At 66.9% G+C, this 21866-nt stretch carries 22 protein-coding genes; 5 read left to right on the top strand and 17 right to left on the bottom strand.

Features of this window, described 5'->3' with window-relative positions:
- Window positions 1–436, top strand: a 436-nt coding sequence (locus HV742_RS20215; RefSeq protein WP_367647954.1) for an MFS transporter, incomplete at its 5' end; no start/stop codon positions are given.
- A gap of 95 nt (window positions 437–531) precedes the next feature.
- On the opposite strand, the gene HV742_RS20210 is transcribed toward HV742_RS20215, so the two are convergent.
- From HV742_RS20210 to HV742_RS20190, 5 genes are all read right to left on the bottom strand, one after another.
- A complete protein-coding gene (locus HV742_RS20210; RefSeq protein ID WP_054503682.1) occupies window positions 532–1179 on the bottom strand; it encodes a DUF799 domain-containing protein in 648 nt (215 codons plus the stop codon).
- 1 nt (window position 1180) lies between these two features.
- Window positions 1181–1666: a DUF4810 domain-containing protein gene (locus tag HV742_RS20205; protein ID WP_175146222.1), complete on the bottom strand. Its 486-nt coding sequence runs from the start codon at window positions 1664–1666 to the stop codon at window positions 1181–1183.
- A gap of 11 nt (window positions 1667–1677) precedes the next feature.
- Window positions 1678–2355 carry a CsgG/HfaB family protein gene (locus tag HV742_RS20200; RefSeq protein ID WP_054503684.1) on the bottom strand — a complete coding sequence of 226 codons (678 nt, stop codon included), beginning with the start codon at window positions 2353–2355 and terminating at the stop codon, window positions 1678–1680.
- A gap of 347 nt (window positions 2356–2702) precedes the next feature.
- Window positions 2703–3611, bottom strand: coding sequence for a DUF4261 domain-containing protein (locus tag HV742_RS20195; RefSeq protein WP_175143662.1), 909 nt, complete (start codon window positions 3609–3611; stop codon window positions 2703–2705).
- 130 nt (window positions 3612–3741) lie between these two features.
- Window positions 3742–4518: a fused MFS/spermidine synthase gene (locus HV742_RS20190; protein ID WP_054503686.1), complete on the bottom strand. Its 777-nt coding sequence runs from the start codon at window positions 4516–4518 to the stop codon at window positions 3742–3744.
- Window positions 4519–4695: 177 nt separating this feature from the next.
- Between HV742_RS20190 and HV742_RS20185 the strand changes: the two genes are divergently transcribed.
- Both HV742_RS20185 and HV742_RS20180 read left to right on the top strand, forming a co-directional pair.
- Window positions 4696–5787 (top strand): hypothetical protein, encoded by a 1092-nt coding sequence (locus HV742_RS20185; protein WP_144656566.1) that lies wholly within the window; start codon window positions 4696–4698, stop codon window positions 5785–5787.
- Window positions 5788–5925: 138 nt separating this feature from the next.
- A complete protein-coding gene (locus tag HV742_RS20180; RefSeq protein ID WP_254601200.1) occupies window positions 5926–6420 on the top strand; it encodes a WG repeat-containing protein in 495 nt (164 codons plus the stop codon).
- A 31-nt stretch (window positions 6421–6451) separates the two neighbouring features.
- Here the strand turns inward: HV742_RS20180 and HV742_RS20175 are convergent, their stop codons facing one another.
- The 12 genes from HV742_RS20175 to HV742_RS20120 all read right to left on the bottom strand — a co-directional run bounded on the left by HV742_RS20175 (window position 6452) and on the right by HV742_RS20120 (window position 20071).
- Window positions 6452–7756 carry an NtaA/DmoA family FMN-dependent monooxygenase gene (locus tag HV742_RS20175; protein WP_175146221.1) on the bottom strand — a complete coding sequence of 435 codons (1305 nt, stop codon included), beginning with the start codon at window positions 7754–7756 and terminating at the stop codon, window positions 6452–6454.
- A gap of 26 nt (window positions 7757–7782) precedes the next feature.
- Entirely contained in the window at window positions 7783–8604 is an 822-nt protein-coding gene (locus tag HV742_RS20170) for an ABC transporter ATP-binding protein (RefSeq protein ID WP_175143658.1), read from the bottom strand.
- 25 nt (window positions 8605–8629) lie between these two features.
- On the bottom strand, window positions 8630–9667 hold the full coding sequence (locus tag HV742_RS20165) for a FecCD family ABC transporter permease (protein WP_064524590.1): 1038 nt from the start codon (window positions 9665–9667) through the stop codon (window positions 8630–8632).
- Window position 9668: 1 nt separating this feature from the next.
- On the bottom strand, window positions 9669–10688 hold the full coding sequence (locus HV742_RS20160; RefSeq protein WP_175146220.1) for a FecCD family ABC transporter permease: 1020 nt from the start codon (window positions 10686–10688) through the stop codon (window positions 9669–9671).
- Window positions 10685–11626: a Fe2+-enterobactin ABC transporter substrate-binding protein gene (gene fepB, locus HV742_RS20155; protein WP_254601199.1), complete on the bottom strand. Its 942-nt coding sequence runs from the start codon at window positions 11624–11626 to the stop codon at window positions 10685–10687. Before fepB ends, HV742_RS20160 begins: the two co-directional genes overlap by 4 nt.
- Window positions 11623–13842 (bottom strand): TonB-dependent siderophore receptor, encoded by a 2220-nt coding sequence (locus HV742_RS20150; RefSeq protein ID WP_254601197.1) that lies wholly within the window; start codon window positions 13840–13842, stop codon window positions 11623–11625. Before HV742_RS20150 ends, fepB begins: the two co-directional genes overlap by 4 nt.
- A 128-nt stretch (window positions 13843–13970) precedes the next feature.
- Window positions 13971–14870, bottom strand: a complete 900-nt coding sequence (locus HV742_RS20145) for an AraC family transcriptional regulator (protein WP_064524588.1) — start codon at window positions 14868–14870, stop codon at window positions 13971–13973.
- A 140-nt stretch (window positions 14871–15010) separates the two neighbouring features.
- Entirely contained in the window at window positions 15011–15760 is a 750-nt protein-coding gene (locus HV742_RS20140) for a hypothetical protein (RefSeq protein WP_175146218.1), read from the bottom strand.
- Between the two features lie 97 nt (window positions 15761–15857).
- The gene (locus tag HV742_RS20135) at window positions 15858–17330 is read right to left on the bottom strand and encodes a methylenetetrahydrofolate reductase C-terminal domain-containing protein (protein WP_217482413.1); all 1473 of its coding nucleotides are present in this window, start codon (window positions 17328–17330) and stop codon (window positions 15858–15860) included.
- An 86-nt stretch (window positions 17331–17416) separates the two neighbouring features.
- Window positions 17417–17926: a flavin reductase family protein gene (locus HV742_RS20130; RefSeq protein WP_054503695.1), complete on the bottom strand. Its 510-nt coding sequence runs from the start codon at window positions 17924–17926 to the stop codon at window positions 17417–17419.
- A gap of 107 nt (window positions 17927–18033) precedes the next feature.
- Complete coding sequence (locus HV742_RS20125; protein ID WP_175143653.1) at window positions 18034–19062, bottom strand: methionine synthase; 1029 nt, start codon at window positions 19060–19062, stop codon at window positions 18034–18036.
- 25 nt (window positions 19063–19087) lie between these two features.
- Window positions 19088–20071 carry a DUF1852 domain-containing protein gene (locus HV742_RS20120; protein WP_054495597.1) on the bottom strand — a complete coding sequence of 328 codons (984 nt, stop codon included), beginning with the start codon at window positions 20069–20071 and terminating at the stop codon, window positions 19088–19090.
- Window positions 20072–20348: 277 nt separating this feature from the next.
- Here HV742_RS20120 and HV742_RS20115 point away from each other — a divergent pair, with 277 nt between their 5' ends.
- Window positions 20349–21134 carry a helix-turn-helix domain-containing protein gene (locus HV742_RS20115; RefSeq protein ID WP_175146216.1) on the top strand — a complete coding sequence of 262 codons (786 nt, stop codon included), beginning with the start codon at window positions 20349–20351 and terminating at the stop codon, window positions 21132–21134.
- A gap of 65 nt (window positions 21135–21199) precedes the next feature.
- A complete protein-coding gene (locus HV742_RS20110) occupies window positions 21200–21811 on the top strand; it encodes a GNAT family N-acetyltransferase (RefSeq protein WP_175146215.1) in 612 nt (203 codons plus the stop codon).
- Window positions 21812–21866 lie beyond the last annotated feature (55 nt).

Genomic DNA, 21866 nt, shown 5'->3' with positions numbered 1-21866 from the left:
CGCCCTGGCGGCGCCGCTGGCCGGCCGCTACGCCGACCGGCGCGGCCCCAACGCCGTCAGCCGCCTGGGCGCCGCGCTGACCGCGGTGTCGTTCGCCACCATGGCGTTGCTGCCGTTGCTGTCGGCCCAATCAGGCCTGTGGCTGATCGCGGCCAGCGCCATCGGTTTCGACCTGGGCATCCAGGTGGCGCTGATCGCGCACCAGAGCATTGTCTATGGCATCGACCCCGCCGCGCGTAGCCGGCTCAACGCGGTGCTGATGGTCAGCGTCTTCATCGGCATGGCCGCGGGCGGCGCGCTCGGCAGCCTGGCACTGGCGCACTGGGACTGGATCGGCGTGACCGCGGTGGCCACGGCCGCGGCGGTCGGCGCCCTGGCCCTGCGCCTCTGGCCGGCCCGGCGCCGCGTGGCGCAGGGCGCGAACTGCGCGGCCTGACCGGACGGCCCGCGCCAGCGGACGTCGAATGCGACACAGCCCTCGAACCGAGCAACGGTTCGAGGGCTGTGCGACCCGATGCAAACGTCGGGGACTTACTGCGCGGCGTAGCGCGGCGAACGCGGACCGTACAGGATGCCGCCCGGCGTGCCGGCGCTGAGCAGCATGTTGTTGGTCATGCCCGCCACGCCGAAGCTGCGGTCGGACAGCGTGTTGACCACCTGGTCCACCACCGCCTGCACCAGCATGCCGATCAGGCCGCCGCCGCCATTGCTGGCCTGCACCACCTGCTTGCTGCCATCCCACAGCTTGGCGCCGGTGCGCAGATCGACCAGCGCGGCATCGATGGAGACCGTGATCGAGCTGGAAAGGACGGCGTAGCTGGAGCCATACTGCTTGACGGTCATGTACAGCGCGGCATCGGCGCCGAAGATCTCGCGCAGCCGCGGAGCCGGCAGCTCATGGATTTCTTCGGCGCTGGTCAGGCCGTTCTGCTTGAACGTCTCGTCCATCACCGCCACCGGGATCACGTAGTAACCCGATTCCGCCAGCGGCAAGGTTGCCTGCGACAAGACCGCGGCTGTCGCGGCCACGTCCACCGAGGTATTGAGCGGCGGCAGCACCAGGATCGACGCCGGCTTGCTCTCGCGGAAAGCGGCGTAGTCCACATTGCGTTGCGGCGCGGCGCAGCCGGCCAGCAAGGCCACCAGCGCCAGCACGGCGATACGGAGGGTCGTGGTCATGTCAGGCTCCCTTCTTGGTTGCTTGCTCAGGCGCGGCCTGGCTGGCGGGCGCCGCGGGTTTCGCCGCCTCGGGCTGGGCGGCCTGCGACGCGTTTTCCGCCGTCTTGCTGGCGTTGCGCAGCAGGAAGTCCATGAACGGCTTGGACTCCGGGAAAGCCGCCTTCTCGCCTTCCAACTGCTCCACGCCCTTGGCGCCTTCGCCCATCTTCAGATACAGCATGCCAAGATGCGCGCGGAAGCCCGGCGGCAGTTCCGCGTTGGTCGCCCGCGCGGTCTCGGTGTTCTTTTCCATCGCCAGCGTCTGCGCCGCGTAATCGGCGCCGTCGTCCTTGAGGTAGGCGTAGACCGAAGGCTGGTATGACTGCCAGCTATACATGCTCTTGGGTTGCGCGCACGCAGTCAGCGCGCCCGCCAGGGCGGCCACCGCCAGGATGCGGCCGGCGCGCCCGAGCGCGACCGGGCGAACCATCGCCAGATTGTTCAACATGGGGCGCCCTTTCACTGTTGTACGGGCTGCCAGGCGCCCTGTTCGATACCGTCGACCAGGCGGTCGACGGCCTCGCGGATCGCCAGATCCAGCACCTTGCCGTTCAGCGTCGAGTCGTACCCGGCGGTGCCACCGAAGCCGATGACTTCGCGGTTGGACAGGCTGTATTCGCCGGCGCCGGACGCGGAATACACCACTTCGGACGTCGTCACGTCGACCACGTTCAGGTCGACCTTGGCATAGGCCACCTGTTCCTTGCCGCGGCCGAGAATGCCGAACAACTGCTGGTCGCCCGTCACCTTGCGGCCGAAGGCGGTCACGTCGCCCGTCACCACGTAGCGCGCGCCCTTGATCTGGCTGGCCTTCTTGTTGAAGGCGGCTTCCTGGGCGATCTCGGAGAGGTTCTCGCGATCCATCACCTGGAACCGGCCGCTGCGCTGCAGGTGGCTGACGAGAATCGTCTTGGCCTGGCCGCCCAGCCGGTCCACGCCGTCGGAGAACACGCCACGCAGATAGTTGGTGCGGTTGTCGAACTTGCCTACCGAGATCGGGCTGCGCACGCCTTGATAGGGCTTGCTGGCCGCCGCCACGGCGGGGACCGCCACGGACTGGGAGCGTTCGGTGGCGCAACCCGCGACCACCAGCGACAACATCGTTACCGCGCCAAGCTGTACTGCCTTCTTCAACATGCCACTCTCCTGCTGGCCCGCGCCAAACCCGCCGGGCGTCGTTTGAAAGAAAGAAATCCGGCGGCGAGTATATACAATTGGATACAGAATTTATATTTGGAAGTGACGGATTGAAATGCGCTATTTCGTATTAATGGCCCCAACTTCGGCCATTCCCTCCTATGTGCGCGCTTCTATTTGTCCGATTTTTGAAACGCTGTGCCAGGGTGGAATTTTCTTGGGCCGCAACGCATCGGCAGGCGGCAGAATAATTTCCAAATGAAACGCAGCGAGAGGCAAGCAAGGTCATGTGACGGCGCCCCGGCCGGGGCGCCAATGGGCCGGACGAACGCCGGCCCGGCGGGACGTCAGTGTTGGGGGCCGGCTTCGGGCTGATTGATCTGCGAAGCGTCGATGATCTCCGCCACCAGCACCGGGCCAGGCCCCTGCAGGTAGTACTCGGCCTCCCGCGGCTCGCGCAGCTTCATGTAGCGGGCCTCGCCGATCTGCATGGTATGTCCGGCGGCCAACTCGGCGCCGCTGTCCAGCATGTAGGCCATGATGTTATTGAACATGCCGGAATACTCCTCGCCCTGGTGGTGACCCTCGGCCAGCACGGCGAAATCCGGCAGGCCGAAACGGTCGCCGCCGTAGGTGCGCATCCATACGCCCTGCACGCCTTCGACCTCGTATTTCACGAAGCCGCAATACAGCATGGTCAGCGGCAGCGAACGCAGCACCTCAAGGCTTTCGTCTCCCAGCGAATCGTCGGTGAACACGCCGGCGGGCAACGAGGTATGCGCATGCTCGTTCAGCACCGCGACCGCGTTGAAGCGACCCAGCGCGCCAGCCACCGCGGCCATCGCCACGTACTGCTCCAGCGGATCCTCGTCGAAGCCCGCGTAGTACAGCAGAATGTGGCTGACGTGGGCGCGCACCTGCTCCTTGACCGGCGCGGGGTAGTGCGCGGGCGCCACGCAGACTTCCAGCGCCTTCTGGGGCAACGGCGCGTTCCAGCCCACCATGCGCACCACATGCCTGCCCCAGCCGACCATGCCCACCAGTTCCGGCATGTCCGGCTCGATCTCGGCGCGCGCCTGGCGCATTTCCGGGTGGTAGGCGCGCAAGGCCGCCGCCAGCGCGTCGGCTTTCAGGGCCAGCGGCGCCGCGAACACGACCTGCAGGCTCGATGGATTGTCGATATCGGGATTGGCCGTGAGGGCCGCGGTCTCGCCGGGCGTATCGGAGCGGCCGAAAAAGCGGGAGAAGATACTCATGGTGGGCGACCTGCCTGTCGGGGAAAGCGGGGATGCTATCAAGCCCTCGCGACACATTGGCCGGCCAGATGCAACCAAAGTCCGCCGCCCGCAACCAGATGTAGGGCGGCCGCGCAACCCGCCCCCGGTGCTACTTCAATTCCCGCGTGGCCCCGATCACGCGCAAGGTCGGCATCAACTGGCGCCAGGCATCCTTGGCGATCGCGGCCGGTCGCTTCAGGTCGGCCGCCGCGGGATCATCCAGCAGGTCGCCCTTGCAGGCGAAGACGATGCTGTTGGTCATGTCGTCGTCCACCACCTCGAACATGGCGCTGCCGAACGCGGTCCGCACCCGGTCCAGGTACTCGTGGTGATCCGGATGGTTGACGTGGAAGTTGATCACGAGGATGCCGTCGTCGCGCAGGGCGCGATGGCAGTCCGCGTAGAAATCCGCCGAACACAGCGCGTCAGGAATCCCGGCATCGTCAAAACCGTCGAGCAGCAGCACGTCGGCGGCCTCGCACAGGCCGCGCACATAATCGGCGCCGTCGGCCTGCACCACCCGGAAGCGATCGCTGTCGGGCGGGACCATGAACGCCTCGCGCAGCGCGATCACGGCCGGGTCGATCTCGACCACCGCGATGCGCGAACGCGTCAGGTAGCGATGGCAGAACTTGGCCAGCGAACCGCCGCCCAACCCCACCATCAGAATGTCGGCGGGCTCCGGGGCGAACAGCACGAAGCCCATCATCATCCGCGTGTACTCCAGGTCGAGCGCGTCGGGATTGAGCGTCGACATGCGGCTCTGGATGACTTTCTCGGAAAAATGCAGGGTGCGTGTGGTGCCGGAGGCCTGCACGTAGGGCCGGGCGACGTCTGGCGCCACCGGCGCGCTGGACAGGGACAAGGAGGAATCACGGGCGGACATGGGGCAGAAGATACCACCGCCGCCCGCCCGCGACGCGATCTCGGACCGATCCCCACCGCCGCCGGTTAAAGAATGCGCGCCGGACAGCCGTACATATCGTGTCACCTCGCCATCGCGGGCGGCGGCCGACCCGGCCCGTCCCCGATGCCATGTGCCCCGCCTTACCGGAACATCCCCATGCAGCCATTGGCCACCGACAACCTCCTTCCTCCCGCCGTCCCCGCCGGCAGCGACCCGCGCGCCGCCAGACGCGACGCCGACGCCGATGCCAAGGCGCAGAACCTGGAAACCACGACCAGCGACCGCCCAGTCTCGGTACGCGTGGTGCTGAGCGACGACGCCCTCGAACGCGCCGCCAAGGCGCGCAAGGCCGCCTCGCAGATCGCCGTCGATGCGGCCCAGTCGCGCCAGGATTTCGCCCGTTCCCGCGTCTCGCAGATCAAGCAGCGCATCGAGATGCTCAAGAAAATGCTGATGTTCCTGGGCAAGGCCGCGGCCAAATCCATCCTTCTGGAACTACGTCAACTGGCCGGCGAACTCGGCCAGGCCGCCGCGGCGCTCAAAAGTAGCGCCAGCGCCGCGCCGGCCGCGAGCGCCGCCGACGCCACGGCGGCGCCCGTGGTGCAGGGTGCCAGCGGCCCCGCGACGGACGGCCCCGCCGCCACCGTCTCGCAGGCCACCACGGCCGAAGACGCCAACGCCGCCGGGCCCGCGTCAGCCGATGCCGGCGACGCAGCATCGGCCCAGGCCGCCGTGCCCAGCGCCGCCACCGCCTCGCGCGCCGTGGCGGCCTATGCCGCCGCCAGCGACACCGCCGTCGCGACCGCCGCCGACACGGCCGAAGCGGCGGATCCCGCCCCCGCGGCGCAAGCCGCGACCCCGGCGCCGCGCGACGCCGCCAAGGACGTCTCGGTGCCCGGCGAGCAAGACAAACCCAATGCCGCCAGCGGCGACGACGACAAGTCGACGTCCGCCGCCGAATCCCGCCAGGAACGGCAGGTCGAGCAGAAGCGCCGCCAGGACGATGCCCAGGCGGTGCGCGACGCCATCCGCGCCATGAAGGAACTGCTCGCCATGCTCAAGAGCAAGCTGCGCATGCAGGACAAGGCCACCCAGAAACAGGTCGCCGAGGTGCAGGACGCCCTGGCCGACGCCGAGAAATCGGCCCATGCGATCGAAGGCGGCGGCCCGACCGGCGCCGGCCTGGACAGTGGCGGCGTGGGCGGCGCCAGCATGGAGGCCGGCGGCGGCATGACGGCGTCGGCCTGAGCGGCCGGCGGAATACCGCCACTCGCGGCGCCCGCGGTCGCCCCCTGACATTGCGCCCCGGCGGCGCGCACCCCGCGGCAAACGGCCTATGATGACGCTCCGTCCCTCTTGCCATGGCGGCCGCCGCCGCCCACCGCGATGTCCCTCATCCGCCCGCTCCTGCTCATCCTGCTGGCCCTGCCGTTTCCGGCCATGGCCCAAGCAGACGTCGATGACACCGCCGCACAGGCCCGTGCCACCCTGAAGCAGCGGTCGCTGGAACCCGAATGGATAGACGAGTGCTTCCTTGCCAGCAATCCATTCCGCTACTGCATCTATCTCGATAAACAAGCCGGCGGATTCCGTGTCGCCGACGTGCAATTGCGCGAGCCCTACCAGGTCTACCTGTTCGACAACGGACCTGACTATCCGCAGGACGGGCGCTACCGCATCCGCCTGAACGGCAAGATCGGCTATGCCGACGAAGAAACCGGCGCCATCGTCGTCGCCCCCGTCTACGACTGCGCCTTTCCGTTCAAGGACGGCAGGGCCAGCGTGGGCTTCGGCTGCAAGGAAGAAAGCGATGGCGAGCATCGCTGGTGGTCGGGCGGAAACTGGCAGTCGATCGATCGGCAGGGCAAGGTCATCGACTAGCCGGCGGCGCGAACGCACGCGCCGCCAGTCGTCACGCCAACCCCAGGTTGCCCGCGAACGTCGTGCTGGCGTATGCGCGCCGCGCCAACCCCAGCGCCGCCAGCCGCGGCATCACCGCCTCCAGGAACAGGTCCAGCGACTGCATCGCGCCGCCCGGTAACGCGATGAAGCCGTCTGCCGCTTCCGCTTCGGCGCGCTGGCGGATCGCATCGACCGCATCGTCGACGGTACCGACCACCGTCCAATGCGCTGACGCGCTGGCCTCGGGCCGCGCCAGCAATTCGCGCAGACAGGGTTGCTCGCGTTCGATCAGGCGGCGCAGCAACTGGGCGTGTGTCGGGCTGCGCAACCCCGTCCGCGGCTGCCCCAGCATGCGCGCCGTAATGGGCGCCGCCGGATCAAGGTGCTCGACGTCCAGGCCGAGTGCCTGCCCGATGTAATGGCGCTTGCGCGACGCATCCTGGCCCGCGTGGGTCGCCTCATGGAGCGCCCGGGCCTGCGCCCGGGTGGGCGCCAGGTACAAGCTCAGCCCGGGCAGCACCCGTATAGCGTCCCGCGCGCGGCCATAGGCGGCCACGCGCCGCCGCAGGTCCTTCCGCAAGGCCTGGCCGCACGCCACGTCGGGCGTTGCGGCGAACACCGCGTCGGCCACCCGGGCGGCGAAATCCCGCCCCCAGTCCGAGGCGCCCGCCTGGAACAGGGGAATGCGGCCGCCGGCGCGGGCGGGCACATTCAACGGCCCCTGCACACTGAAATACTCGCCGCGATGCGCGATCGGGCCGATGCGGGCCAGATCGGCGTACCGCCCGGATGTCCGGTCCGCCAGCACCGCGTCCTGCGGATAGCTGCGCCACAGCGCCTGCACCACCTCGGTGAACTCCAACGCCTTGCGATAGCGCTGCGCCGACGGCGGCAGCGGCGCATCGCCAAAGTTCTGGCTGCCGTCGAGCGCCGTGACGATGTTCCAGCCCGCGCGGCCGTCGCTGATCCAATCGAGCGATTGCAATTGCCGCGCCACCACGTAGGGAGGATTGAACGAGGTGGCGGCGGTCGTCACCAGGCCGATGTGCCGCGTATCCCGCGCCAACGCAGCCAACAACAGCGCCGGATCGAGGCTGCTGAAACCAGGGCCTTGCGCCAGGGCCGGCAGGTCCAGGAACAACGCATCGGGGCGGAACACGAAGTCCAGGCAGGCTGCCTCCGCGCGCTGCGCGATAAGACGGTAGAAATCCAGGTCGCACAACTGCTCGACCCGGCTGTCGGACCGCCGCCATGCCGAGGCGGACAGCCACGTGGCGGCCAGGGACAATCCGATGCACAAGGGGGATGAATGCATGACGCGGGACTCCTTGAAATACGCGTTCAATCGCGGGCTGCGCTGGCAATGGGCACGACCAGCGGCGTGCCGGAAACGGGATCGGCCGTCACCACGCAGCGGATGCCAAACAGGCGCTGCACCCGCTGCGGCGTGAGGACATCGACAGGCGGCCCGCAGGCCTCGACCTTGCCGTCGCGCAGCGCGATGATGTGATCGGCATAGCGCGCCGCCTGGTTCAGGTCATGCAGCACCATCACCAGCGTCTTGCCCTGCTGCCGGTTCAACCGGCGGCACAGGTCCAGCACGTCGAGCTGGTGGGCGATATCGAGATAGGTAGTGGGTTCGTCGAGCAGCATCACCGGCGCGTTCTGCGCCAACGCGAACGCCAGCCAGGCGCGCTGGCGCTGCCCGCCCGACAGGGTGTGCACCGGCCGGTCGGCCAGCGCGGCCAGGCCGGTCTGCGCCAGGGCCTGTAGCACCGCGTCGTCGTCGGCCGCGCACCAGGGCCGCCAGAAGGTCTGGTGCGGATAACGGCCGCGCGCGACCAGCTCCCGCACCCGGATGCCGTCCGGCGCTTGCGGCGCCTGGGGCAGAAGGCTCAACCGGACCGCCAGCTCGCGCGCGCCATACCGCTGCAGCGCCTTGCCCTCAAGTTCCACCCGACCCGCCTGGGGCGCCAGCAGGCGGGCCAATCCGCGCAGCAGCGTCGACTTGCCACAGCCGTTGGGCCCCAGGATGACGGTGATGCGTCCGGCGGGAATATCCAGGTCCAGGTCCTGGCACACGGGCGACAGCTCATGTGCCAGCGTGAGTCTGCGCGCGCGCAGCACGACATCGGCGGGCGGGGAGGGAGGGCAGTCGCGCATGCAGGCTCGTCGCAATCGGATAGTGTCAGCGGGGGCCGCGGCGCAGCAGCAGCCAGATCAGATAAAGCCCCCCCAGCAAGCCGGTCAGCTTGCCGATGGGCAGGGTCAATTGCCACGGATGCCACTGGCCGAGCACGTCAGCGCCGATCACCAGGCAGGCGCCCATGGCGGCCGAGCCGATGATCGAGGGGCCCGCGCCGCCCAGCAGGCGCCGGGCCAGTTGCGGCGCGGCCAACGCGATGAAGGCGATCGGCCCGGCCGCGCCCGTGGCCAGCGACGCCAGCATCACCGCGCAGAAGAACATCGTCACGCGCACCCGCGCCACCGGCACGCCCAGCTGGTTGGCCAGATCATCGCCCATTTCCAGCAAAGCCAGACCGCGCGCCGACGCGCACACGAGGGGCAGGCACAACGCGAGGGCGCCCCCCGCCAGCCAGGCATGCGTCCAGGTGCGCGCATTGAGGGAGCCGGACAACCAGAGATTCGCCAGCAGCGCATGATCCAGGTCGCCCTTGACCAGCAACAGGCCGTTCACGGCATGCAGCATCGTGCCCACGCCGATACCGACCAGCACCAGCCGCCGCGCGCTCATCCCGCCGCGACGATAGGCCAGCATCCAGACCATGGCTGCGGTCAGCAGGCCGCCAAGGGCCGCGCCCCCGGCCGCGCCTATCACGGACGGGCCATACAGGATGATGTGCAGCAAGGCGCCGGAAGCCGCGCCCGTGGTGAAGCCAATGAGATCGGGGGAACCCAGCGGATTGCGCGACAGCGACTGGAACACCGCCCCCGATACACCGAGTGCGGCCCCCACGAACAGGCCGGTCAGCACGCGTGGCAGGCGAAAGCCCAGGATCAGTTGCTCGCCGGCCGTGGCGGGCGAACCGCCGGCCAGCATGTCGAGCATGCGGCCCAGCGACAGCCCGCCACTGCCCGTCCCCAGCGCGACCAGCGCCAGGATCCCGGCCGACATCAGCAACGCCAGACCGGCCAGCGCGGCGCGCGGCGCAGCGCCGGCCACGCGCGGCCCCCACCGGGCAGTCGAATGGACCGTGTCGCGCATGTCAGCCCATCCCGGCACGGCGCGCCAACGCCACGAACAGCGGTCCGCCCAGCACCGCCGCCATGATCCCGGCGCCGATCTCGTCAGGCGCCGCGACCACCCGGCCCAGGGTATCTGCGGCCAGCAGCAGGCAGGCTCCCACCAGCCCGGCGTAGGGGATCACGCGCCGATGTCCGGGGCCGCAGACATGGCGCGCCACGTGGGGCGCGGCCAGCCCGACGAAGGCGAGCGGACCGGCGGCGGACGTGGCCGCGCCGGCCAGCAACACAATGACGACGGCTGTCCCGATCCAGACCAGGCGCGGCCACGCGCCCAGAGACTTGCCAAGGTCCTGTCCCAGCGCCAGCACATCCAGCGCGCGCGCCAACGCCAATGCGCCAACGGCGCCTAGCGCCACGGCCGGCAGCACGGCCACCAGCACCTGCCCGGAACGCCCCTGCAATGAACCGACCACCCAATGGCGGAACTGATCGAAAACCCGATCCTCGCTGTTAAGGGTGATGATCTGCGTGACGGCCAACAGGATCGCCGACATCGCTGCGCCCGCCAGCACCAGCCGCACGGGATCGTGCCGGCGATGCAGCCCGCCCACCGCGTAGACCAGCGCGCCGGCCGCCGCCGCGCCGGCAAAGCCCGCCATCACCTGCCCCGCCGGCCCGTGCGCGGCCCCCTGCGCCATGGCGGCGGCGATCGCCGCCGCCGCGCCCGCATTGACACCCAGCAGACCGGGATCGGCCAACGGATTGCGCGTCAAGGTCTGCATGAGCGCCCCCGCTACGCCGAGCGCCCCGCCTGCGACCAGCGCCAGCACTGTACGCGGTAAGCGCAGATGGCGCAGCAGCAGATGCTCGTTGTCACGCGCATCGAAGGCGGTGAGCGCGTGCTCCACCGTCGCCAGCGACAACGGCCGCGCGCCTGCCATCAGGCTCGCCAACGCCAGCAGGACAATCGCGATGATGCAGGCCGGCAGCAAGGCCCATGCGAGGCGGTGGCGCGCGGCTGGCGGGTGCGGGGAGGTCATGTGCCGAAGTGTTCGAGCAGCGTGTCGATGATCTGGCCAGCACTGTACGCATCGATGCGAAAGGCGTCGCGGCCAAGGCCGTAGACCTGCCCCGCCCGCACCGACGGCAGGTTGGCCAGCACCGGATCGCGCAACAGGGCGCCGGCGCCCGCGGCGTCGGCGCGCAGCACGAAAGTGGTGCGCGCGGTCAGGCGTGTCAGCGCCTCATAGGGCGCCCAGACGAAATCGCCCGGCGCGCCCAGCGCCACGTGCCAGGCCGGATCGGGCACCTCGATGCGGAAGCCCAGCGAGGCCAGCAGGCGCGCATGCGGACTGGCGGGCGTGGCGATGGGATTATTGGTGCCCGGGCCGTTGTAGCTGACGATATTGACGGCGCCCTCGGGAATGCGCAAGCGGGCGCGGGCCGCGGCGACCCGCGCGTCAAAGCCCGCAATGGTGCGCGCCGCGGCGGCCTCGATGCCGAGCGCCCGGCCCAGTTGCATGGCGAGTTCCTGCCAGGTCTGGTGGCTGTAATCCACCACGATTACCGGTGCAATGGCGCGCAGCGCATCGAGCTGCTCGCGCGCCGAGTCCGCGCCGGTGGCCGAGACGATGATCAGATCGGGCCGGGCCGCGTACGCCGCTTCCAGGTCGACCTGCCCGGCCGGCCACAGCGCCTTGAGGCCGCGTTCGCGCGCGACCGCCGCCCATTGATCGAAGAAGCGGCCATTGGCGCCGCCGGCGCTGGCCACGAGGGGAGCCTCAATGGCCAGCAGTGTCCCGGTCACCGTCACCGACGTCGACAGCACGCGCCGCGCGGCGGCAACCAGCGTGGTCTGCGTACCATCGGCATTATCGAAGCGTCGTGGCCAATCCGGCGCCGTCTCCGCATGCGCCGCCGCCCCCAGGCCCAGCGCAAGCGCCATCAGCCACGCGGCCAGCCCGCGGCACGCCGTCACCACGACAGTCGCGCGGTCGCCATGACCGTACGTCCGGTGCCGTAGTAGCAAGAGGTGGCCGCCGAGCACGTCGCCACGTAGCGCTTGTCGGCCAGGTTGCTGCCATTGAGCGCCAACTGCAGGTTCATGCCGCCGATCTTGCCCGCGTCATAGCGCAGGGCGGCATCGAACAGCGTGTAGGCCGGAATGTGCAGGTTGTTGGCCAGGTCGCCATAGGTCGCGCCGACATAGCGTACGCCCGCCCCCATGCCCAGGCCGGCCAGCGGACCGCTATGGAAGGTGTAGTCCACCCACATCGAGCCTATCCAGTCGGGCACCCGGATCATGCGATTGCCGGCATAGCCGTCGTTGTTGCGCACCACCTTCGAATCCATGCGCGTCACGGCGCCGATGACGCTCAGCCCCCGCAGCGGCGTGATGCGGCCCTCCAGCTCAACGCCGCGTACGCGCACCTTGCCGGTCTGCACCTGGTAGGCCTCATCGGCCTCGTTGAGCGGATCGGCCGTCAGCACGTTCTGTTGCGACAGCTCGTAGGCCGACAACGTGATCATGCCGTCGATATAGCGCGGTTCGTACTTCAGGCCCGCCTCCCATTGCGTGCCGGTGGTCGGTTTGAAGGCATTGCCTGCGCGCGTCGTGCCGCCCGTGGGCTGGAACGACTCCGAATAGCTGAAGTAGGGCGCCAGGCCATTGTCGAACAGGTAGGTGACGCCGGCGCGGCCTGTAAATGCCTCGTCGCGGGTCACCTGACGCACACCGGTCAGACGGTTCAGGGAATCCATGCGCGTCCAGTCCTGTCGCCCGCCCAGGGTGAAGCGCCAGCGGTCCAGCGCAATCTGGTCCTGCAGGTACACGCCGTACTGCGAGTCGGTCTCGCGAGTGGACATCTGCTTGGCCAGCGTCGGCTCGAAATCGTAGTGGCTGTAGACCGGGTCGTATACATTGATGGCGATGACGGCCGGCGAAACGGTCGCGGCCTGGCGCAGGAAGGTCCAGTCGGTCTTCTGCCAATCGAAGCCGGCGATCATCGTGTGGGTAAGCGGCCCGGTTCCGAACTTGCCCTCGATGCGCGTGTCGATGGTCTGCGCGTCGGAATCGCCTTCGCCCTGCACCGCGCGACGATTGAGGATGCGGCCGCCGATGAGCGTATTCAGGTTGGTGAGCGCGGCGCCGCGCACCCCGTTGCCCACCGTCGCGCGGTAGAGCGAATCCACGTGCGTGTAGCGCGCGTTCTGGCTGAACTTCCATGCGTTGTTGAACTGATGTTCGAGCTGCCAGCCGGCGGTCCAGATATCGCGGTTGTAGGTGTTCCAGTCGGGCTCGCCCAGGAACGTGGTGTTCTTGATGTAGCCCTCGGCGGCCGGCACCACCGTTCCCTGGTAGGGCAGGAACTGGAAGGTGCTGCCGCCCCGATCCTTCTGGTACAGGCCGTGCAGCGTCAACCTCGTGGCGTGATCGTTGAAATACATCGTGGCGCTGGGCGCAATGAACCACTGCTCGTGGTCGGTGTGCCTGATCTGTGTCGCGCCGTCGCCATACAGGCCCACCAGCCGCCACAGCACGTTCTCGTCGCCGTTGGCGCCGCCCAGGTCGAACGCGGTCTGCCTGCGTCCGTGACCGTCGACCTGCAACTGCACCACCTGCTCCTCTCCCAGCGTCGGCAGCTTGCTGACCTGGTTCACCATGCCGCCCGGCGCCAACTGCCCGTACAGCACGCTAGACGGGCCTTTCAACACCTCGACGCGCTCCAGGTTCCAGGTGTTGAACGAGGTGCGGTTCCAGCTCAGGCTGCTGTCCGACGGCGCGCGCAATCCGTCGAGCATCACGTTCGCGCCGAAGCTGCCGGCATCGAAGCCGCGGATATAGAGATCATCGACCCGGTTGTCGATGCCCTGGCTCTCGGGCAATACACCCGCCGTGTAGCGGGTCGCCTCATTCAGGTTACGCACGCCGCGCAGGTCCATTTCGCGCCGCTCGATCACCGACACCGATTGCGGCACTTCGCGCAGCGGCGTGTCGGTCTTGGTCGAGCCGCCAATCGTCTCGGCGGGCCGGTAGGCATTGACCGTTACGGCTTCCAGGCTGACCGGTTCGTCGACCGCGAAGGCGACGCCAGCCTGCCCCAACAGGGCGAGCAACAGCGGATAGACTGCGCGGCGCCTGGCCGGACGAGCGGCGCGGCGGAAGGGGAGGCGCTTCGGCGCGAGGGCTGGCACGGGACTTCTCCTGCGAGTAAATAAGATTTGTTCTCACTCGAGTAGAGCATGGGGTGCCGATACGCGTCGTTCGTGAAAACGGCGGATTTGTTCGCGCGAACGGCGATCTGCCGCCAGCGCCGGCGCCGCTACAGACGCGCCCGCACTTGCCGCGGCGTCAGGCCGAAATGGCGCCGGAACGCTGTCGAAAAACTGCCGGGATTGGCGTACCCGGCGATTGCCGCCGCCTGCGTCACGTTGATCCCCTCCGCTTCGAGCGCCTGGCGCGCCAGGCGCAGGCGTTCCTGTTGCAGGAAGTCGAATACCGTCATGCCCAGCGCCTGGCGGAAATGGCGCTGCAAGGTGGTGGGCGTGGTGTTCATATGGCGCGCGATCTGCTCGATGCTCAGGGGCTCGCCGGCGTGGCGCCGCAACCACTGCGTCAGGTCCACCATGCGGCGACGCAGAACGGCGGGCTGCGGCGCCGGATCCGTCGCCTGCCCGGCTGCCCCGCCATCGAGCGACAACGCCTCGATAACCAATTCGATGGCACGGCTTTCGAGATACAGGCCGGCGATCTGCCGCGACAGCGACGGTGGATTCAGGAGTTGCTCGGCCAGCAGCCGGGCCCGTGTCGAGGCGCGCCAGCTGCGCGTGGCCAGATGGGGAACCCCATGTGGTGCGAGCGCCCGGGTCTCGCCAAACGATTCTTCCAGCCACTGCCGATTCACGCCGATGCTGACGCGGCGCGACGATTCGCCGCCCAGCACCACTCGCCTGCATTCCTCGGGCTCGCGCAACGTCACCACCCCCGCGTCGACTCCTTGCCCGCGAGCCAGCCGCAGGGCGCTGCGTCCGTAGCTGACGTCGATGCGGCCGTCGAGCACCAGCACGATCCGCAGATGATCATCGACCATCGCCAGCCCGGTGGACGCGTCGCTATCGGTCTCGCAGGCCAGTTGCAGGCTCAGGCCGGGGCGCAAGTGGTGGATCTTCCGCAAGGGCGGCGCGCCGGTGGCACCGGGCGCGCCAGACAGAACGCTAGCCATGGGAGCATGGCGGCCCCGGAAGGTCTTCCAGGCCGCACCGTATCAATGAAAACGATTCTCATTGTATTTTCCGCGTGTGAACCTGGCAAGCGTCGACGCCCGTTGTCGCGGGCGGTTCGGTTCGCCCGCCATTTCCGCGCCTACTCCACCCGAACCGATTTGACCGTCATGTTAGTCACCGACCTGGCCGTCGCGATCTCGGCGGTAATGGTGAGGCCGAATCGGCGCAGGAAGACGTAATGCAGCTTGCGGACCGGCACGCCGTTCTCGCTGGTCTCGACGCAGTTCACATCGAGCGCCTGCCCCGGGATCTGCGTCAGGACCCGGCTGGCGGGATAATCCGTGCCGCTGGCGCAGGTGAGCGTTTGCCTGGGCCCGGTTCGCCGCCCTTCCCATCCGCCCTCGCTCTCGAGCGTGAACCGGGCATTTTCCGGCGGATTGGCCAACACATCGCCCGGCCATTGCTGGATGTCGCGCGCCATCCAGCGCGGCGGCACCTGCGCGGCCTTGAATCCGCCGGCCTGATGGATCAGCAGCGCCAGGCTGCGATAGTTGAGCGCCAACACGTAGTTGACCGGCAGGCCATTGAGCTTGCCGATATAGATACTGCGCAACGTGCCGTCGTCGCGATCATTGTGGAACGTCAATTCGTACTCGCTGTCCACCGCGACGTTGTCGATGCCGACGGTATGCTGGGTGCCCGTCATGCGCAAGGCGCGAAACCCCATGGGCTGCGTGCCCGCCGCCGGCAGCCTGGCCCGCACCGCGGGCGGCAGGGCATCGGGCAACAGGGTGCGCGCGGTGTAGGCATCGGCATTGAGCGCGACTTCGCGGGTCGACACGGGTTGCGCGCAGCCCGCCAGCACGGTAACGGCGGCCAGCACGGCCAATCTGGAAATCGTCTCGATACGCATGGGATGGGCTCCACGTCAGGCAACAGGCAGGCAAACGCCAAGGCGTGGTGCATTCTGAGGGAGCGTCGAGGTATCAACCAGACTTTGGCAACGATTGGCAATCATTGCCCGGCGTCGGATCCTCCGGCTCGAACCATTCGGGCCACGAGCTGCGATGCCGGTCGCCCGCCTCGATACAGGGAATCAACGTCTGCGCCAGCGCAGGCAACCGATCCGCGGACTTGGCGATCCGATACTTGACGCTGTGCACGCATTCCCGGTCGCCGAATTCGCATCGATTGAGCCGGGTGCCGCCGCAGGGGCCGTTCGCCAGGCCTTTGGGACAGGTCTCGGGGCAGACGTAGAGTGTGTCCTGCAAGCGGCAGGTGCCACAGGTGTCACAACCCACCAGCGGCCGCTTGAATGTCCGTTCGACCGCGAGCAGCGCCCGCGCCGCCACGCCGGTCTTCCAGAACGGCCGCGTCACACTCCAGCCAAAGGCGCTGCCGAGCCATCCCGTGCGATTGAAGAGCTGTTCATGCACCGTGGAAAGCAGCGTATAGCGCAAACGCTCCCCGGGAGTGGCCGCGACATCGGACTGCCCCAGCTCCCACGCGTCAATGCCAGGGGCGAAGCCTGTCTGGGGCATCCCGGGCATCCGCCAACTCGCCTGCCATCGATCCATCCAGTCGGACAGCGAGGTCACCGCATCCCGTTGCTCGGCGATCGCCTGCTCCAGCAACAACAGTTCGTCCAGCGTGTGCACTCCGGACAGATGCACACCGGCATAACCCATCCATTGCAGGCCCACGATCTGCAGCGCCAGCCGCTCGAGGCTGCGCGCGCTGGCATCGGCGGGCGAAATCTCTTGCTCCCTGCCCAGCAATTCGCGCATGGCGTCGGTGATGACGATGCCGGGCACATCCTGCAACGCCGCCGCGCGCCTGTGGGTCAGCCGCATCACACAGGCCAGCATGGGTTTGACGCGGCCCTGGGCGCGCATCCAGGCCTGGGCTTCGAGATGCTTGGCGGCGTCGAAGCCCAGTTGCAAGGTCAGGAAATCCGCGCCGGCCAGCAGTTTCTTCTGCGCCTTCAGGTACTGCGCGGCGCCTTCTTCCTCGCGGTATTTGAACGGGTTCAACGCCGCGCCCAGCAGCCAGTCCGGGCCGTGCTCGCGGGCAATCTGCAGCGCGGGCACCGACTCCAGATAGCGCACGGGCGCCCGTCCCGGATCATGGCCAGGCAGGCGGTCCCCACTGAGCAGCAGCAGTTGCGACAGGCCCCGCGCCTGCATCGCGTCCATCTGGCCCAGCAGGTCGGCGCGCGCGCGATCCTTGCCCGAGAAATGCAACAGCGATGAAGCCGGATCGCCCAGCGCCCCTGCCCCCTGCAGGGGGCTCAGGTCGGAATGCAGGCCGACGCGGTCGGCGAAGGCAGGCAGCAACGGCCAGCCGGCCAGGTGCCCGCGTTGCACGATCCGCTCGAGCGCGGCCCGGCGCGCGGGAGACTGTTGAGGAATGATCTCCAGCACGCAGGCGAAGCGTCTCGCGTTCAACGCCTGTTTCAATGCACTCAAGACAGCTCGATACCAAGTCGTTCAGGGGCGCCGCGCCACCTCGCGCCGCAACGGATTCGGCCAGCGGCGATTGGCGCTCAAGCCGCGCCGTGCGCGGCGATGTTGCGATATTGCCCTTTGAAATACAGCAATGGCTGCGTGGCCGCCGCTTCCTGCAGATTCAGCGCCTTCACTTCGCCAATCACGATCACGTGGTCACCGGCGGCGTATTCCGCGTGGATCTCGCAATCGATCCAGTGCAGGCTGCCGGCAATGAGCGGATTGCCCAGCGGCGATTCCTTCCAGTCGATGCCGCGCCACTTGTCTGTGCCACGCCGGGCGAACTGGTTGGACACCTCGACTTGCGCATCCGACAGGATGTTCACGGCAAAGCGGCCCGCCTGGCGGATCTTGGGATAACTGGCCGAATTGGACATCACGCTGAACGACACCAGCGGCGGGCTCATCGACACGCTGTGGAACGACTGGCAGGTAAAGCCGATCGGCTCGCCATCGATGTGGGTGGTGACCACCGTGATACCGGACGCGTAGTGCCCGAGCGCTTCACGAAAGCGCAACGGCTCGATGGCGGGACTGGGGAGTGACATGGTAGGGACTGCCAAAACTGGCGACTGGGTGCAGCGCGAATGCTATGTAAGGCCTTGCGGGCAGGTCCGTCGCAAGCAGCTTGCGACGGCCATTTCCCGTCTCGAAATCAGTTCGAGAGTTCGTTGCGGACGATCTCCGCGCCTGCGCTCAGCGAGCTCAGCTTGGCGCGCGCGATCGCACGCGACAGCGGAGCCATGCCGCAGTTGGTGCACGGATAGAGCTTGTCGGCGTCCACGAACTGCAGCGCCTTGCGCAAGGTGTTGGCCACTTCCTCGGGCGTCTCGATGGTATTGCTCGCCACGTCAATGGCGCCCACCATCACCTTCTTGCCGCGAATCAGCTCAATGAGCTCCATCGGCACGTGGGAGTTGTGGCACTCCAGCGAAACGATGTCGATATTGGACTTCTGCAGCTTGGGGAAGGCTTCCTCGTATTGCCGCCATTCCGAACCCAGCGTCTTCTTCCAATCCGTGTTGGCCTTGATGCCATAGCCATAGCAGATGTGGACGGCGGTTTCGCACTTCAGCCCTTCGATGGCCCGTTCCAGCGTGGCGACGCCCCAGTCATTGACCTCGTCGAAGAAGACATTGAAGGCGGGCTCGTCGAACTGGATGATGTCGACGCCGGCCGCTTCCAGCTCCTTGGCTTCCTGGTTGAGGATCGTGGCGAATTCCCAAGCCAGCTTCTCGCGGCTCTTGTAGTGATCGTCATACAGCGTGTCGATCATCGTCATCGGGCCGGGCAGGGCCCACTTGATCGGCTGCTTGGTCTGCTGGCGCAGGAACTTGGCATCCTCGACGAAGACCGGTTTCTTGCGCGCCACCGCGCCCACCACCGTCGGCACGCTCGCGTCATAGCGGTCGCGGATACGGACGGTCTTGCGGTTCTCGAAATCGACGCCGTCCAGGTGCTCGATGAACGTCGTCACGAAATGCTGGCGCGTCTGTTCGCCATCGCTGACGATGTCGATGCCCGCGTGCTGCTGTTCCTGCAGCGACAGGCGCAGGGCATCCTGTTTGCCCTCGATCAGTCCGCCATCCTGCAATTTCCAGGGCGACCACAGGGTCTCGGGCTCTGCCAGCCAGGAAGGTTTGGGCAGGCTGCCGGCGGTGGAGGTGGGAAGCAGTTTTTTCACAATAAGACCTGATGCTCTTTATTAATCAATGTGGGGTGGCCGCGGACCACTGCTCAAGAACCGTCTGATACGGCTTGATGAAGTTTTCCTCGACGAACTTGCCCTGCTCGACAGCCAGCCGGCTACGCTCTTCCCGATCGTAGACAATGCGGGTCAGGGAATAATCCTGGTGCTTCAGGCTCGGCTGGTAGGACTTCCCCGCGGCCGAGTTGGCGTTGTAGATCTCGGGCCGATAGATCTTCTGGAAGGTATCCATCGTGCTGATGGTGCTGATCAGCTCGAGATTGGTGTAATCGCCCAGCAGATCGCCGGTGAAATAGAACGCCAGCGGCGCGGCGCTGTTGGGCGGCATGAAGTAGCGCACCTTCATGCCCATTTTCTTGAAATACTCGTCCGTCAACGAATACTCGTCCTGCAGGTATTCGACGCCCAGCACGGGATGCTGGTTTTCGGTGCGCTGATAGACCTTGCTGCTCGAAACGCTCAGGCAGATGACGGGCGCCTTGTGGAAGTTCTCTTTGTATGTGCTCGAATTCACGAAGCTCTTGAAGAGCTTGCCGTGCAGGTCGCCAAAATTCTCCGGCGTGCTGAAGGCGGTCGTGTTCTTGTTGTGTTCCAGCAGCAGCACGCTGAAGTCGTAATCCCGCACGTACGAGGAAAAGTTATTGCCTACGATGCCCTCGAAGCGTTCATTGGTGTGCCGGTCGAAAATGCTCGTCTTCAGCACTTCGATCAGCGGCAGGCCGTTACCGCTGCTTTGGCCTTCGATATTCAATTCGACGGAAATGATCTCAAGATTTACGGAATAGCGATCGCCCTTGGGATTATCCCAGTGCGCCAAGGCGTTGAAGCGATTGTCGATCATCCTGAGCGTATTGCGCAGATTCTCCTGACGGCTCGCTCCCCGGGCCAAATTGGCGAAGTTGGTCGTGATTCGCGTATTGTCCGCGGGACGATAATCCTCATCGAAACAAATGCTCTTGATGGCAAATGTAAACTCTTTACTCATTCTGATCCGGCGCTCAAATTTCTGACAAAAAGCTCGCGTCTATTTTCTGCCGTCATTTATTTCCAAATTTCTTCGGATTTTTGATTTGGCAGTCTTGACACTTTCAATATTCGAGCCGTATTTTATGTTGCGCCCTCCATGAATAAAAATGATTTTATTTGGATCAAATCATTAGTTCCGCTCATGCTCCGGCCGAGGCCGGGCGCCCCCATGCCGGCGGGACATGGTCCGGCAGGGCAGCGCCCGGCCGCGCGGCGCGCCAGGGCGTCGCGCTAACATGGCCGCCATGGGGTCGTTCAATCGCCGTCAATTCACCGGTATCGAGGTCGCGCACATCGCGGACGGCACGCGCGGCTTTGCGCCCCATTTCCACGACGAATTCGTGATCAGCGTCAATGTGCGGGGCTGGGAAAAAATCAAGCTAGACAGGAAATGCTTCGACGCCGCCGAGGGCGATGTCACGCTCTACAACCCGGCGCAGGTCCAAAGCTCCCATGTCATCAGCGAGTCGTGGCAATTCGCGAGCATGTATGTGGACCCGGCCGCCCTCCCGGTCCTGCTCGGCATCCACCCGGAAACCGTTTTCGACAAGCCCCTGCTGCAAGCGCCAGGCATTGCAGCCAGGCTGCGCGGCGCCATCCTGTCAGCGCTGAACCGGAACACGCCCGAGAGCGTGGCGCAGGAAGGGCTGGTCCACGTTTTCGACGAACTGTTGCAGATGGCGGGATCGGGCGGACCCGCGACATCCAGGCACGTGCCGGCGTCCATCGGCGGCGTCGCCGACCGCCTGCGCGACGACCCTGCCTTGCCGACGCTGACGGACCTGGCGGCATCGGCGGGGATGACGCCCGTGCAGCTCGTTCGGGCCTTTTCCAGGGTCTATGGCATGCCCCCGCTGGCGTGGCGCTGGAACCAACGGGTTGTCGAAGCGCGCAAGAGAATCGCCCAAGGCGAGAACATTGCGGCGGTGGCGCTGGACCTGGGATTTGCCGACCAGTCCCACCTGACGCGCAGGTTCCGGGCCGTCGTCGGCGTCCCGCCCGGCCAATGGCGCAACGGCTGAAATAGCGTTCAAGACAGGGCCGCGCGCCCGCGGGCATAGTGCTGCCGTTACTGAACGAGCAGACTATGACCGCCGCCTCTTCGCCCATTCCCATCGGCTACACCGCCATCCCCCGCGGACACATTGCCAGTGTCGTCACCGACCTCGAAATGCTGTCCAGGCCCGACTTGCCCGGCGCTTCCTTGCCCCAAGGTTTCGAGCTGGCCCCGGTTGCCGAAATCGGCCTGGATGCCTACCGCGCGCTGTTCCGCAAGGTCGGGGCCGACTGGCTGTGGTTTTCGCGCCTTTTCATGGAAGACGGCGAGCTGGCCTCCATCCTGGCGCACCCCGACGTCGACATCCACATTGTCCGGAACGGACTCGGGGACGTTGGCATTCTGGAGTTGGACTTCCGCACGGAGGGGGAATGCGAGTTGGCGTTCCTGGGGCTCACCGCGGACTGCACAGGCCGGGGTGTCGGCCGCGCGCTGATGAGCAAGGCGGTAGAACTGGCCTGGGCGCGGCCCATCAACCGGATGTGGGTCCACACCTGCACCTACGACCATCCCTCGGCCCTGCGCTTCTACATGAAAGCGGGCTTCAAACCCTACGCAATCCGCGTGGAAGTGCAGAGAGATCCGAGGTTGAGCGGCGACTTGCCGAGAACTGCCGCCGCGCACGTCCCGATTATCGACTAGCCGCCGGGGCCGGCTCGGGTCGGCGCCGCCCGGCAATCGAAAGGGCCGCCACGGC

It is taken from the genome of Achromobacter ruhlandii, assembly GCF_902859695.1.
In the GTDB taxonomy this organism is placed as follows: domain Bacteria; phylum Pseudomonadota; class Gammaproteobacteria; order Burkholderiales; family Burkholderiaceae_B; genus Achromobacter; species Achromobacter ruhlandii.
Note: the sequence above shows the minus strand (reverse complement) of the source record. Positions and strands in the feature narration are given on the sequence as shown.

What these genes read in the sequence shown, in the direction of transcription:
- HV742_RS20210 (WP_054503682.1), bottom strand. Translation starts at nt 1,179, where the DNA reads ATGACCACGACCCTCCGTATCGCCGTGCTGGCGCTGGTGGCCTTGCTG.
- HV742_RS20205 (WP_175146222.1), bottom strand. Translation starts at nt 1,666, where the DNA reads ATGTTGAACAATCTGGCGATGGTTCGCCCGGTCGCGCTCGGGCGCGCC.
- HV742_RS20200 (WP_054503684.1), bottom strand. Translation starts at nt 2,355, where the DNA reads ATGTTGAAGAAGGCAGTACAGCTTGGCGCGGTAACGATGTTGTCGCTG.
- HV742_RS20195 (WP_175143662.1), bottom strand. Translation starts at nt 3,611, where the DNA reads ATGAGTATCTTCTCCCGCTTTTTCGGCCGCTCCGATACGCCCGGCGAG.
- HV742_RS20190 (WP_054503686.1), bottom strand. Translation starts at nt 4,518, where the DNA reads ATGTCCGCCCGTGATTCCTCCTTGTCCCTGTCCAGCGCGCCGGTGGCG.
- HV742_RS20185 (WP_144656566.1), top strand. Translation starts at nt 4,696, where the DNA reads ATGCAGCCATTGGCCACCGACAACCTCCTTCCTCCCGCCGTCCCCGCC.
- HV742_RS20180 (WP_254601200.1), top strand. Translation starts at nt 5,926, where the DNA reads ATGTCCCTCATCCGCCCGCTCCTGCTCATCCTGCTGGCCCTGCCGTTT.
- HV742_RS20175 (WP_175146221.1), bottom strand. Translation starts at nt 7,756, where the DNA reads ATGCATTCATCCCCCTTGTGCATCGGATTGTCCCTGGCCGCCACGTGG.
- HV742_RS20170 (WP_175143658.1), bottom strand. Translation starts at nt 8,604, where the DNA reads ATGCGCGACTGCCCTCCCTCCCCGCCCGCCGATGTCGTGCTGCGCGCG.
- HV742_RS20165 (WP_064524590.1), bottom strand. Translation starts at nt 9,667, where the DNA reads ATGCGCGACACGGTCCATTCGACTGCCCGGTGGGGGCCGCGCGTGGCC.
- HV742_RS20160 (WP_175146220.1), bottom strand. Translation starts at nt 10,688, where the DNA reads ATGACCTCCCCGCACCCGCCAGCCGCGCGCCACCGCCTCGCATGGGCC.
- HV742_RS20145 (WP_064524588.1), bottom strand. Translation starts at nt 14,870, where the DNA reads ATGGCTAGCGTTCTGTCTGGCGCGCCCGGTGCCACCGGCGCGCCGCCC.
- HV742_RS20130 (WP_054503695.1), bottom strand. Translation starts at nt 17,926, where the DNA reads ATGTCACTCCCCAGTCCCGCCATCGAGCCGTTGCGCTTTCGTGAAGCG.
- HV742_RS20120 (WP_054495597.1), bottom strand. Translation starts at nt 20,071, where the DNA reads ATGAGTAAAGAGTTTACATTTGCCATCAAGAGCATTTGTTTCGATGAG.
- HV742_RS20115 (WP_175146216.1), top strand. Translation starts at nt 20,349, where the DNA reads ATGGCCGCCATGGGGTCGTTCAATCGCCGTCAATTCACCGGTATCGAG.
- HV742_RS20110 (WP_175146215.1), top strand. Translation starts at nt 21,200, where the DNA reads ATGACCGCCGCCTCTTCGCCCATTCCCATCGGCTACACCGCCATCCCC.